General features: G+C 66.9%; 16 protein-coding genes and 1 pseudogene. 6 read left to right on the forward strand and 11 right to left on the reverse strand.

Annotation, left to right across the window (positions count from 1 at the left end; all coding sequences use genetic code 11):
- Positions 1–8: 8 nt before the first annotated feature.
- The 4 genes from ABEA06_RS11300 to ABEA06_RS11315 form a co-directional block, all read right to left on the reverse strand.
- Positions 9–350 (reverse strand): hypothetical protein, encoded by a 342-nt coding sequence (locus ABEA06_RS11300; protein WP_345311549.1) that lies wholly within the window; start codon positions 348–350, stop codon positions 9–11.
- Positions 351–476: 126 nt separating this feature from the next.
- Positions 477–917: a hypothetical protein gene (locus ABEA06_RS11305; protein WP_345311550.1), complete on the reverse strand. Its 441-nt coding sequence runs from the start codon at positions 915–917 to the stop codon at positions 477–479.
- Positions 914–1,201, reverse strand: a complete 288-nt coding sequence (locus ABEA06_RS11310; RefSeq protein ID WP_345311551.1) for a helix-turn-helix domain-containing protein — start codon at positions 1,199–1,201, stop codon at positions 914–916. The genes ABEA06_RS11305 and ABEA06_RS11310 overlap by 4 nt, the downstream gene beginning before the upstream one ends.
- A gap of 91 nt (positions 1,202–1,292) precedes the next feature.
- On the reverse strand, positions 1,293–1,409 hold the full coding sequence (locus ABEA06_RS11315; protein ID WP_425559529.1) for a zinc finger domain-containing protein: 117 nt from the start codon (positions 1,407–1,409) through the stop codon (positions 1,293–1,295).
- A gap of 206 nt (positions 1,410–1,615) precedes the next feature.
- Between ABEA06_RS11315 and ABEA06_RS14590 the strand changes: the two are divergent.
- Positions 1,616–1,918 (forward strand): annotated as a pseudogene (locus ABEA06_RS14590) (PaaI family thioesterase); the annotation flags it as partial.
- 305 nt (positions 1,919–2,223) lie between these two features.
- On the opposite strand, the gene ABEA06_RS11320 reads toward ABEA06_RS14590, so the two are convergent.
- Entirely contained in the window at positions 2,224–2,679 is a 456-nt protein-coding gene (locus tag ABEA06_RS11320; protein WP_345311552.1) for a GNAT family N-acetyltransferase, read from the reverse strand.
- 159 nt (positions 2,680–2,838) lie between these two features.
- Between ABEA06_RS11320 and ABEA06_RS11325 the strand changes: the two genes are divergently transcribed.
- From ABEA06_RS11325 to ABEA06_RS11340, 4 genes are all read left to right on the forward strand, one after another.
- Positions 2,839–3,102 (forward strand): hypothetical protein, encoded by a 264-nt coding sequence (locus ABEA06_RS11325; protein ID WP_345311553.1) that lies wholly within the window; start codon positions 2,839–2,841, stop codon positions 3,100–3,102.
- Positions 3,103–3,138: 36 nt separating this feature from the next.
- Positions 3,139–3,729 (forward strand): YdhK family protein, encoded by a 591-nt coding sequence (locus ABEA06_RS11330; protein WP_345311554.1) that lies wholly within the window; start codon positions 3,139–3,141, stop codon positions 3,727–3,729.
- A 92-nt stretch (positions 3,730–3,821) separates the two neighbouring features.
- Entirely contained in the window at positions 3,822–5,990 is a 2,169-nt protein-coding gene (locus tag ABEA06_RS11335; RefSeq protein WP_425559530.1) for a heavy metal translocating P-type ATPase, read from the forward strand.
- Positions 5,991–6,001: 11 nt separating this feature from the next.
- Complete coding sequence (locus ABEA06_RS11340) at positions 6,002–6,361, forward strand: metal-sensitive transcriptional regulator (RefSeq protein ID WP_345311555.1); 360 nt, start codon at positions 6,002–6,004, stop codon at positions 6,359–6,361.
- A 359-nt stretch (positions 6,362–6,720) separates the two neighbouring features.
- Here the strand turns inward: ABEA06_RS11340 and ABEA06_RS11345 are convergent, their stop codons facing one another.
- The 6 genes from ABEA06_RS11345 to ABEA06_RS11370 all read right to left on the reverse strand — a co-directional run bounded on the left by ABEA06_RS11345 (position 6,721) and on the right by ABEA06_RS11370 (position 11,287).
- A complete protein-coding gene (locus ABEA06_RS11345; RefSeq protein WP_345311556.1) occupies positions 6,721–6,939 on the reverse strand; it encodes a hypothetical protein in 219 nt (72 codons plus the stop codon).
- Between the two features lie 159 nt (positions 6,940–7,098).
- A complete protein-coding gene (locus ABEA06_RS11350; protein ID WP_345311557.1) occupies positions 7,099–7,500 on the reverse strand; it encodes a Rid family hydrolase in 402 nt (133 codons plus the stop codon).
- Between the two features lie 84 nt (positions 7,501–7,584).
- Positions 7,585–8,133: an arginase family protein gene (locus tag ABEA06_RS11355; RefSeq protein ID WP_345311695.1), complete on the reverse strand. Its 549-nt coding sequence runs from the start codon at positions 8,131–8,133 to the stop codon at positions 7,585–7,587.
- Positions 8,134–8,264: 131 nt separating this feature from the next.
- The gene (locus tag ABEA06_RS11360) at positions 8,265–9,311 is read right to left on the reverse strand and encodes an NAD(P)-dependent alcohol dehydrogenase (protein ID WP_345311558.1); all 1,047 of its coding nucleotides are present in this window, start codon (positions 9,309–9,311) and stop codon (positions 8,265–8,267) included.
- A gap of 74 nt (positions 9,312–9,385) precedes the next feature.
- Positions 9,386–9,970 carry an aldo/keto reductase gene (locus ABEA06_RS11365; RefSeq protein WP_345311559.1) on the reverse strand — a complete coding sequence of 195 codons (585 nt, stop codon included), beginning with the start codon at positions 9,968–9,970 and terminating at the stop codon, positions 9,386–9,388.
- A 66-nt stretch (positions 9,971–10,036) separates the two neighbouring features.
- Positions 10,037–11,287 (reverse strand): MFS transporter, encoded by a 1,251-nt coding sequence (locus tag ABEA06_RS11370; protein WP_345311560.1) that lies wholly within the window; start codon positions 11,285–11,287, stop codon positions 10,037–10,039.
- Positions 11,288–11,423: 136 nt separating this feature from the next.
- Here ABEA06_RS11370 and ABEA06_RS11375 point away from each other — a divergent pair, with 136 nt between their 5' ends.
- Positions 11,424–12,350: a helix-turn-helix transcriptional regulator gene (locus tag ABEA06_RS11375; protein WP_345311561.1), complete on the forward strand. Its 927-nt coding sequence runs from the start codon at positions 11,424–11,426 to the stop codon at positions 12,348–12,350.
- Positions 12,351–12,383 lie beyond the last annotated feature (33 nt).

Below are 12,383 nucleotides of genomic sequence, written 5' to 3' on the forward strand. Positions count from 1 at the left end.
GGTCCGGCTCAGCTCACCACGGCAGTCACGGCCGCCAAGCGCGCGTCGATCGACTCCGCCATCATCCCGATCTCCTGCTCGCGAATGCTACGACTGGGTGCGGCGTCGCGCCAGCCCGCCATCGTTGCCAATATGTAGCTAACCCGCTCTAGGGTCTGTTGAGCGCCCATGCCGCATTCTTCGGCCAGCGGCAGCAATGCTTCGGCTTCATCGGTCAGCGCATCGGCCCCCATGATTGACGTTGCGCGTGGCCGCGACGGGTCTGGGTTGGGGTTCACATCGAAGGCGGGGCTGAGCCTCCAGGAGCCGTGTTCGGCAAGGAAGCCGTGGTTGCGAAGGGTGGTCGCCATCGCTCGCTCCCAGTGCTGTCATCGAGGCGCACGGATGCCTTGGGCCGCGCACCGCCCAGGCCGATCGCGCCAGTGTCCAGTAATTGCTTCACCGCCGCGCTGGGATCGTCCTCCGTGGAGAGTTGGTCAGAGGCGTGCAGTAGCTCCGGGAATGAAATTAGTTGGGGGAACGTGCGACGGCTCGCCGACGAACGACCGGTCGCCGGCAATCCGATACCGCAGGGCCCCCTGTCGCGTGTCGTCGCTGACGCCCAGGAGAAAGTCGAGATCGTCCGGCCTGCGCGGCGCTCGGTGTTCCTTGCGGGCACGAGCGCGCTCCGCCTTCTCGATGAGATTCCTGCCCCAGCGATCGGGTGCGCTATCGGCAGAGGCCCGCACGAGACCGACCTGGTGTTGCGCCCCAGAAACGAGGCGTAGGGCGGGGTCGATACTCGTCCCGCCGTCGATCAGGTAGGTCGGGTCGTAGAGGAAGGTAGTGGAAATTTGACTGCGGTGCCTGGTGAAGTGCGCCTGCCCCGCCAGGATCGGATGTCCGGCCCGGTCCACATAAACTTCGACGGTGGTCACCGTGCACGCTTTTTCGTCAGGTTGCCGGCGCGCAGACGACCGATGTCACTGCCGAGCGGGTCGACGGCCTCGACGACCTGATCGAGGACACCGAGGGTGCGCAGCACCTGTGCAACGTTGCCGAATCCCACCCCCGAGTCCCCGGCCTCGATCTTGCGCAGGGTGTCCCGTGTAATTCCGGCGCGCTCGGCGACCCGCTGCGCGGTGAGCCCTAGTACCATGCGCCAGCCACGCACATGTTTTCCGAACTCGGTCAGCTCACGGTTGATTCGATATCCGCTCATCACACATGCCCTTTCTCTGTGGCGAGGATAGCATGCATATTTAATCGTAGTGACGAACACCTTCGTCATAAATATCGACTACCGTGTTTAACTAGCGCTTCCGCTGACAGACCGGGCAGAAATAACTCGATCTGCTCATGAACTTCACCCGCTCAATGGGCGCACCGCACCGGTCACACGGCTCCCCCGCCCGCCCGTAGGCGTTCAATGAGCGGGCGAAGTACCCGGACTCGACTCGTTTGTGACCGATCCTTCACCGAATGCCCGGATCGCCGACGACCCCGCCGTCGGCCCCGGACTTGCGTCTGTTGACCTGTCGGTCCTCGAGTACCTCGGGCGGATGGTGACCATCCACACCGATGCACGCCATGACCGCTTCGCGAATGAGCAGGGGACGATCCAGGCGGATTCCCCACCGAGCTCGCCGACGCCACGATCGGCACGGCCTGCTCCACCCTTGTCAACCCTGGAGAGTCCTTCACCAGCATCAACCTGTCCGCGACATTCATCCGCCCCTTCTGGGAAGGGGCGCTCATCGCGGAGGCCTATCCCACGCAGATCGGCAGCACCATTTCGCACTGGTACTGCGAGATTCTCTGCGCCGAGGCGCCAGAAGACCATCATGACGGCCACGAGCACGATCATGGCCCTTCGCGGCGATCGAGCCATCGGCCGTTGACCCATCACCGCAAGCACAATGGCCATCCCCGTGTCTGACGAGCTCAACGTTCGGATGGCTCGGCTGCAGGCGGTTCCCGGCGGCTACGGCTGCGCGCAACTCGTCTGTACAGCCGTCGTCCCCGCGCGACGTCCAGCGGGAAGACCAGCGTGGATGTAGCGGAGTCCCCGGAACTCAAGGGGGACGAGAAATCGCGGACCGCTTGATGCGCACGCGCCGTGCCCGCTTTCCGCTCACGGCGGCTCTGGAACGTCGGCCCCAGCGTCTACCCGGCGGTCTATGACCTGTGCAGCGGAGCCGTCACGCTGCTGGAATGAACTGATCAAGACGCGGTCACTTACCGCTATTGGCTGAGTTCCAGATGGAGGGTCGGATAAGGTCGCCCATCCCCGTCGAGCACGTCGCGTCCCACCTGTGCGAATCCTCGACTGCGGTAGAAACCGCAGGCTCCAGAATTCTGTTCATTCACGTCGACCTTCGTCACCCCGAAATTGGCGATAGCCTCATTAAGCAGGTCTGTACCGATGCCCTCCCCTCGTGCCTCGTCGGTCACGAAAAGCATTTCAAGATTTCCCTCAGCGATTCCGGCGAAGCCGACCGGTTCTCCGGCTCGTTCGGCGACGATCAGGCTCACGGCAGGAAAATAGGCCGATGCAAGATTGCCCTCGATCCGATCGAAGTCAGACTCCTCGAGAAAGTCGTGCGTCGCGCGCACGGCGCTGCGCCAAATCTCAACGAGGGCTGGGGACTCGGCCGGACCATATGATGCGCGAATTTTGACGACCTGTTCACCTTGCATCTAACCATCCTGGCAGGCTCGCGGTTAGTCATCAAAGTAGTCGTCGGCGAAGTGAGTTGCTGCACCTTCCTCCGTTCGCCATCGAGCGGGTCACGTCCTGGCCAGACACATTGGTCGGACCAGACGCATCTTCGGCGTCTCGCACCATTCGCCGCCGGCATGGTCGGCAACCCGGTTAGCAAGAAGGCGGCCGGTGCGCTGGGCCTCTTCTGCGACTACGACGGCGGGCCCTACTGGTTCTGCTGCGCCGGCTACGGTCCGACCTTCGACTCCGATCCGGCCAAGTACGCCGCCAACATGGCCTGCTCCTTCGACGCGCCGGACCGCGGCATCACGGCTGCGGTCCCCGCCGACTCGATCTGCGCTTACTCACCTCACGAACGCGATGACCGGCCATTTGATCTATACCCCACTGGGGTATAGGGTTGATCAGGTCAGACTAAGCGAATAGGAGACCATATGCGCAAGCACCTCACGACAGCCATCGCCGCAGGAGTGCTCGGCGGAGCACTCGTGCTGACCGGGTGTAGCACCGGCGGGGACCAGGACCAGGCGACGCCCTCGTCGACCAGTCAGCATCAGGGCCACGGAAGCGGCAGCTCGACCGGCAGCGACGGCGGCGGGATGGACCACCCGATGGACGGCGGCCCCGCACCCGCGGGCATCGAGAAGGCCGCGTCGCCGAAGTACCCGGTCGGCACCAAGGTGACGCTGACCGCCGACCATATGGAGGGCATGGACGGCGCGAAGGCCACGATCGTCGGCGCATTCGACACCTACACCTACGCGGTGAACTTCACCCCGACGACCGGTGGCGACCCGGTCAAGGACCACAAGTGGGTCGTGCAGGAGGAGATCAAGGACGCCGGTGACCAGCGCCTGGCCGACGGCACCGAGGTCACCCACGAGGCCGAGCACATGAAGGGCGCGAAGGCCACCATCGCCTCCTCCACCGACGAGACCGTCTACATGGTCGACTACGAGGCCGACGGCATGACGATGACCAACCACAAGTGGGTCGTCGAGAGCGAGATCCAGCCGGCCTCCTGACCGGCCGCCGCGGGCCCTGCAAGGCCCGCGGCGAGACACACACGACCCGATCGAAGGGAAGACCGGGGAAGAACGAGGAGAAGCGAAGAGCAATGACGGACCCAACCGCGCACCATAATCTCCACGGCGAGGTCGCCGACGAGATCGCGCACAGCGACCACGACGCTGTCGCGTCGACCGCGCCGGGCCACGGGGACGTCCCGCACGCCGGCCACCAGGGCAACGGCATGCAGCACGGCGACCACGCGGAGCACGGCGGGCATGGTGGCCACGGCGGTCATGGGGACCACGTGGGCCAGTTCCGCCGGCTGTTCTGGATCAACCTGGTCATCGCGGTCCCGGTGGTCGCGCTCTCGCCGATGTTCGCCATGCTGCTGGGCTATTCGGTGCCGGGCTGGGCGGGCTGGGTCGCCGCTGTGCTCGGCACCGTCATGTACGCCTGGGGCGGCACACCGTTCCTCACCGGTGCCGTTAGCGAGCTGAAGAGCCGCCAGCCGGGAATGATGCTGCTGATCGCGCTCGGCATCACCGTCGCGTTCCTCGCCTCCTGGACCGCTACCCTCGGGCTCGTGCACCACGAGCTCGAGTTCTGGTGGGAGCTGGCGCTGCTGATCGTGATCATGCTGCTCGGCCACTGGATCGAGATGCGCTCCCTGGCCCAGACCACCTCCGCGCTGGACTCCCTGGCCGCGCTGCTGCCCGACGAGGCCGAACGCGTCGAGGGCGACGACGTCGTGAAGGTCGGCCCCGCCGAACTGCGCGTGGGCGACGTCGTCATCGTCCGCCCCGGTGGCAGCGTCCCCGCCGACGGCACCGTCGTCGACGGCCAGGCGGACATCGACGAGTCGATGATCACCGGCGAGTCGCGCCCGGTCGCCCGAGGCGAGGGCGACCCGGTCACCGCCGGCACCGTGGCCACCGACTCCGGCCTGCGGGTCAAGATCACCGCCACCGGCGACGACACGGCCCTGGCCGGCATCAACCGACTCGTCGCCGAGGCGCGGGGCTCCTCCTCCCGCGCCCAGCGCATCGCCGACCGCGCGGCCGCCTGGCTGTTCTGGTTCGCCCTCGGCGCAGCGCTGATCACCGCGGTCGTCTGGACGCTGACCGGCAGCCCCGACGACGCCGTCATTCGCACCATCACCGTGCTCGTCATCGCCTGCCCCCACGCCCTGGGCCTGGCGATCCCGCTGGTCGTCTCCATCGCCACCGAGCGCGCCGCCCGCGGCGGCGTCCTGGTCAAGGACCGCCTCGCGCTGGAGTCCATGCGTCAGGTCGACGCGGTGCTTTTCGACAAGACCGGCACGCTGACCCGGGGCGAGCCCACCGTCACCGGCGTCGAGCCGACGGGCGACCTGGACGCCGACCAGGTCCTCGCCCTGGCCGCCTCGGCCGAGGCCGACAGCGAGCACCCGCTCGCCCGGGCCATCGTCGCCGCCGCGAAGGATCGCAGCCTCGCCTTCGAGCCCGGCAGCGGCTTCACCTCCTCACCCGCCGTCGGCGTCACCGCGACCGTTGCCGGCCACGAGATCCGCGTCGGCGGGCCCCGGCTGCTCGAAGAGACCGAACAGTCCGAGGTCGACGCGGCCGAGGAGTGGCGCTCTGAGGGCGCGATCATCCTCCACGTCCTGCGCGACGGGCAGGTAGTCGGCGGCCTCAAGCTCGCCGACGAGGTCCGGCCGGAGTCCCGCGACGCCGTCGACGCGCTCCACGAGCTGGGCGTCGAGGTCGTCATGATCACCGGCGACGCCGAGGCCGTGGCGAACGAGGTCGGCCAGGAGCTCGGCATCGACCGCGTCTTCGCCGGCGTCCGTCCCGAGGACAAGTCCGCGAAGGTCGCCCAGCTGCAGCACGAGGGCAAGAAGGTTGCCATGGTCGGCGACGGTGTCAACGACGCCCCCGCCCTCGCGCAGGCCGACGTCGGCATCGCCATCGGAGCGGGCACCGACGTCGCCATCGCGTCGGCCGGGGTCATCCTCGCCAGTTCCGACCCGCGCTCGGTGCTCTCGGTCATCCAGCTCTCAAGGGCCGCGTACCGGAAGATGAAGCAGAACCTGTGGTGGGCCGCCGGATACAACCTGCTCTCCGTCCCGCTCGCAGCCGGCGTCCTCGCGCCCGTCGGGTTCGTCCTGCCGATGTCGGTCGGCGCGATCCTGATGTCGATCTCCACCGTCGTCGTCGCGCTCAACGCCCAGCTGCTGCGGCGCATCGACCTCACACCCGAAGCCAGCACCCGCTCCGTCCTGGAGCGCCAGAAGTGAAGGACACGCTCATGACCACCGACGCCGCCGCCGACGCTTCCACCGACAGCACGGTTACCGAGACCGGCACCCACGCCGAGGCCCACCAGCACGGCTACATCAGCGACAAGGACCGCTACCTGGCGCGCATGAGGCGCATCGGGGGCCAGGCCCGCGGCATCGCCAAGATGATCGACGACGAGAAGTACTGCATCGACATCCTCACCCAGGTCTCCGCGCTTACCCGGGCTCTGCAGGGCGTCGCCACCGGACTGCTCGACGGCCACCTCAAGCACTGCGTCCTCGACGCCGCCAAGCAGGGCGACGACGACGCCGCCATCGCCAAGATCCAGGAAGCCAGCGACGCCATCACCCGGCTCATCAAATCCTGATCTGCCCGACGAGCAGCGCACACGAACGCACGAAGGAGGATTCACCCATGCCCCCGATTGGACCGCCTAAGCCGGTGGGACCGCCGTCGGCGCGTCGCGCGAGTTGCTCGGTGACCTCGTCGAGAGCCACGGCACCGTGGGCGACATGGTCTCCACCATGGCCCACTCTCCAGCTGTCCTCGGCCGCTACCTGCAACTGAGCAGGGCCATGCGCTGCGCACCGGCCCGGTTCTCGTCGGCACGTCTACCTCAGCGAGTGTGGCACTCGACGGGGAGATCAGGCGTCGTAGGTGACCACATCGCGCGAACGCTTGAAGACATGGACCCGATGGAGCCCGGACCCGTCAGGTGGGATCCCGTTAGTTCGGAGACATTCTTGGCGCGTCGTCGGTCGCGATGCGACGCAGGCGCACGGCGACCGCGATGGTCACGCCAGCGATGACTGTCGCCACCGTGTGGGGGATGACCAGGGCGGTGTCATCGGAAGCGATTCCGTAGCCGACCCACAGGCAGAACCCCGGTAGAAGGAGCGCCAGGTAGCCGATGGAGACGTCCACTGAGGAGCGCCGAAGCAGCATCCTGCGCAGACCGGATCGGCCGTGTTTTGCTCAGTCCGTGAGCTGCCGGCTTATGGTTCATCGCTTCGTCGGCAGTGGTGGAGCGGATCGCGATCGATGAGGGCCGGAGGCCACCTGCATCACGCCGTTCCCGCGATGCCCACGCGGGAAGATCGCGATTTAGTCGGGCAGGACAGCGGTGACTTCGATCTCGACGCGCATGTTCTCGTCTCCCAGTGCCGCGACGCCGATGTTGGTCCACACCGGCGGCTGGTCGGGCAGGTAGCGACGAAGCCGGTCGGCCATGGTCTCCACGGTCGCGGAGTCGGTGTCGACGTGGTAGGAGCGGACGATGACGACGTGGTCCCAGGAGGCCCCCGCGGTCGCCAGTGTTCGGTTGATGTTGAGAAAGGCCTGGTCGATTTCGTCACTGAGCTTCTCGGGGAACTGCCAGTCGTCGTTCCAGCCGCCTTGTCCGGCGATTTCGATCCGGTCACCGATCTTGACCGCCTGCGAGTAGTGGAACAACTCGCGATTGCGGTCCCCGTTTCCGGGAGTGACGAAGAATTCGGGTGCAGTCATTGTGATCTCTCCTTCTGGGCATGTTCCGCGAGAGCAGTCTGGTGCTCGATGTCATGTTTGTCGGCGCTGGAGCTCGAGCAGGGGTCAGTGCAGACCGTCCTCGTCGATGAGCGGCAGGCCGTCGAGCATCTCCTGGAGCTGGAGCAAGTTGCGGGTCACGTACTCCGCAACGGTGAGCCCGACGACGTCGGCCTGCGCGGAGAGGTCGACGATCATGCGGCGGACCTGTGCGCGGCTCAGTCCCCCGGGCACCGTGCCCAGACCGAGGACCGCCTCGTCGCTGTCGACGACGTCCACGTCCAGGTGGATGGCGACCTTGCCCGCCCCCGTCTCGGCAAGCCAGTCCAGCAGCGGCCCGGTGATCTCGCGCAGATCATCAGGGCCGAAGACCGGGATGTCCCACTGCCGGACGTTGTCCAGCGCATCCTCCTCCCCCGCGTGGAGGCCGGCGTAGGCGAACCGCTGCGCATCCACGGTCGCAGGGAGCAGATCGAGAATCTCCGGGTCGCCGTACCCGAGCAGCACGGAAGCGGCCATGGCGTGGAAGCCGTCGTAGCCGGTCTCCGGGGTGTCCGAGTCGGGATGGGCATCGATCCAGACCACAGCGAGATCGTTGCCGTACCGACGCGCCAGCGTGCGTAGGCGACCCGGTCACCGGGCTCGACTTCGGTCACGTCGGGGCCGCCGGTGCGGTCGACGACGATCCCTCGGACTGTGGTGCTCATGGCTCCTCCGGATCTGCTGAGGGGACGGACGACGAAGGGTCAGCCGAACGTCATGGCATCGATGACGAAGCGGTAGCGGACGTCGGAGTCGACGACGCGCTTGTACGCCGCGTTGATGTCGTCCGCCGCGATCAGCTCGGTCTCGGGCAGCACGTCGTGCTGGGCGCAGAAGTCGAGCATCTCCTGGGTGTCGACGATGCCGCCGTTGGCCGATCCGGCGATAGACCGCCTGTGGGAGATGAGCTTCATCGGCGTGACGCTCAGCGCGTCGGTCGGTGCTCCGAGGAGGACGAGTGTGCCGTCGACGGCGAGCAGGTCGACGTAGGCGTCGTAGTCGATGCCCGCGGAGACCGTCGAGAGGATGAGGTCGTACTCGGCCTGGTGGTCGGCGAAGGTGGCCGGGTCCTCGGTGGCGAAGTAGTGATCAGCGCCGAAGGCGAGACCGTCGTCCTTCTTCGCCAGCGTGCGGGAGAGGACGGTGACCTCTGCGCCGAGGGCGTGGGCGAGCTTGACGCCGACGTGGCCGAGGCCGCCCATGCCGATGATCGCGACCTTCGTGCCCGGTCCGGCATTCCAGTGCTTCAGCGGGGCGTAGAGGGTGACGCCCGCGCACAGCAATGGGGCGACCTTCTCCAGCGGCAGCGCCTCGGGCACGCTCAGTACGAAGCGCTCGTCGATGACGGTGGCCTGCGAGTAGCCGCCCTGGGTGATGGTGCCGTCGACGTCCACGCCGGCGTAGGTCTGGATGTTGCCCTTCAAGCAGTAGACCTCCTCGCCCTTGGCGCACTGCTCGCACTGGCCGCAGGAGCCGGACTCGCAACCGACGCCGACCCGGTCGCCGACCTTGTGCTTCGTGACCTCGGAGCCGACGGCGGCGACGTGACCGACGATCTCGTGGCCGACAACCTGCGGGTACGCGATCTCGCCCCACTCTCCGCGGAGGGTGTGGATGTCGGAGTGGCAGATGCCGGCGTAGTCGATGTCGATGAGCACGTCGTGGGGACGCAGGTCGCGGCGCTCGATGGTCATCGGCTCCAGCGGGTCGGTAGCCGAGATTGCTCCGTAGGCGTTGACGGTGGTGGTCATGGTCGTTTCTCCTTCTTGTGTGGTCTGGGCGTGTAGTGGTCGCGCCAGGAGTGGCGTCGAACCACAAGTCTGGTTCAGGCGTCGCGGATGTTCTGCCCGTGGATCTCGAGGATCATGTCCTCCTGCTCGGGGCCACCGCGGACGCCCGCGTCGAGAGCATTGATCCGGGCGAGCTCCTCACCGGTGAGCTCGATGTCGAAGACGTCGAGGTTCTGCGCCATACGGGCCGGGTTGGTCGATTTCGGGATCACGCGGCGACCCTCCTGCAGATGCCAGGCCAGGATGACCTGCGCGGGAGTCTTCCCGTGCGCCTCGGCGATGGAGACGATGGCCGGGTCCTCCAACGGCGTGGAGAACGCGGTGTCCTCGTAGGACACGACTCCGCCAATGGGCGACCACGCCTGCGAGAGAATGCCCAGGGCCTCGCCCTTGGCCCGCAGCTTGGCCTGGTGGAAGTAGGGATGGATCTCCAGCTGGTTGACCGCCGGCACCACGTCGGTGGCGTCGAGGAGCCGGTCGAGGTGCTCGGCCATGAAGTTGCTGACCCCGATAGCGCGGACCTTGCCGTCGGCAAGCAGCTGCTCCAGGGCGCGGTAGGCGTCAATGGTGAGGTCGAAGCGGCTGGGCAGGGCCTGGTGCAGGACGACGCCGTTGTTCAACGTGACGGTGGGAATGCTCGTGGAACCTCCAGGTGGGATAGAAGCGAATAATCGTTGTGGGGCGGTTCAGGCGGCGACCGGCGCGGGCTCGGCCGCGGGCCGACTGCTGCGGCCGAGAATACCGAGCGCGATGGTCGGGATCAGTGTGAGAGCGACGATGACGGTGCCGACGGTCGCCGGTCCAGCGAGGCCCAGGGGTGAGGCGAGAGTGGCTCCGGCGATCGTGGTGCCGATGGCGGTGCCAGCGTTGAACGCTGCGACGGCCAGTCCTGATCCGAGGGTTGCCGCCCGGCCTGCGTAGTCGACGGCGAGGTGGATGAGCACGCTGTTGGCGCTGAGTCCGAACGCTCCCAGCAGCACGACGAGGACGACGGTGGTCCAGGTCGATCCCGTCAGCAGGGCCATCGCGAGCAGCACGAGCGTGGTCAGCGCGGGGGTCGCGATCGTCACGGCGTGGGCGTGTTTGTCGCCCAGTCGTCCGCCGAGGAGGGTGCCGAGGAAGGAGCAGATGCCGAATCCGGCGAGCACCAGTGGAACGAGGCCGGCGGAAACGCCTGCGTGGTCGGTGAGGATCGGCGCGATGAACGAGTACGCAGCGAGCACGCCGCCCGTGGTGGTCAGGCACGCGGCCAGGATGAGCCAGAGCCGCGATGAACGCAGATCCGCGAGCCCGGACAGCGCTAACCCCTGCGAGTGCGCCTCGTCTGCGGGGACCAGCCGCACGATGAACACCACAGCGATGGCCGCGGCGATTCCGAGAGCCCAGAAGGTGCCCCGCCAGCCCACGTGCTGGGCGAGGAACGCGCCGATCGGTACGCCGAGCACCGTGGCCAGCGAGCCGCCTGCGGCCACCACCCCCACGGCGGAGGACTTCAAGGAGGAGCCGACCATGTTCGAGGCGACGACCGCAGAGACCGCCCAGAACGCGCCCGTGGCCAGGGCGGTGACGAAGCGCGCGACCGTGAGGATCGTGAGGTCCGAGCTGAGGGCAACGACCACGTGCCCGGCGATGAAGACGACCAAGGCGATGAGGAGGGTGAGCTTCTTCGACAGCCGCATCGTCAGCAGTGCCAGCAGGGGCGCGCCGATGACCATGCCGACTGCGAAGACGATGATCAGGGAACCCGCCTGGGCCAGCGAGATGCGCAGATCGCTGGCGATGTCAGGCAGGATCCCGGCGATCACGAACTCGGTGGTGAGCATGAGGAACGTGCCCAGCGCCAGGACGTAGACGACGAGTGGGAGTCGGGCTTTCGGGGAAGTGCCGCGGGTCGCGGACTGCGTCTGGACGGAAGCCGTGGGCGCTTCGTTGTGCATGGATACCTCGTAGGCGAATGGACGATGATCGGTCGTTATCCATTTGATCGCTGATCGCGTAGGCGGAGAAGTTCGAGCTCATAGGGGGCAGAGGATCAACCCCCTTCGCGGAAGGCATCGCTTCTATGCTTGAACCATGGATAATCGCGACGACATCAAGGGCTTTCTCTCCAGTCGGCGTGCGAAGTTGACTCCCGACGTGGTCGGCCTACCCACCAGCGCGCGCCGACGCGTGCCCGGCCTGCGTCGCGAAGAGGTCGCCGTCCTCGCCGGGGTTAGCACCGAGTGGTACACCCGCTTGGAGAAGGGCCATGTCGGCGAAGTCTCAGCCGACGTCCTCGACGCCGTCGTCGAGGCGCTGCGCCTCGACGACGACGAACGCACCTACCTCCACGATCTGGCCCGGGCCGCGAAGCCGGCCCGTCGCAAGGCCGTTCGCCGTCGGGACGTCCCGATCACGCCGCAGGTGCAGTGGATGCTCGACTCCATCACCATGTCAGGAGCATTCGTCCGCAACGGCCGCCTCGACGTCATCGGGTCCAACGCTCTCGGTCGCGCCCTGCACGCCCCGATGTTCGACAGCCCCACCACAGTGGACGGGACTGCGAACTTCGCCCGCTACCACTTCCTCGACGAGTCTTCCAAGGACTTCTTCGTCGACTGGGAATCAGGAGCTGCCGCGACCGTCGCGCTGCTGCGCGCCGAGGCCGGCCGCGAGCCCTACGACAAGACGCTGCGCGAGCTCATCGGTGAACTGTCCACAGCTAGCGAGGATTTTGCCGCGTACTGGGCCTCCCACGACATCCGCATCCGCCACGAGGGCACCAAGCGCCTGCAGCACCCCGAGATCGGTGAAATTGAACTGACTTACCAGTCCGTCGACCTCCCCACCGGCAAACGCGCTTGGCACGACCTGTCCATCTACACCGCCGAGCCCGGATCGTCTCACGAGGAAAACCTGAAGCTACTGGCGAGCTGGGCCGCGCCGTGCGCGAAGACCGAGGAGGCATCCGCGGACGAGTCGACGACTCCGACGCCACGGGCCGACGAGCAAAGGCCCTGAGCAGAGTTGTGATGAGCGAGGCTCCATGGAAGC

It is taken from the genome of Kocuria gwangalliensis (assembly GCF_039544365.1).
Classification (GTDB): Bacteria; Actinomycetota; Actinomycetes; order Actinomycetales; family Micrococcaceae; genus Kocuria; species Kocuria gwangalliensis.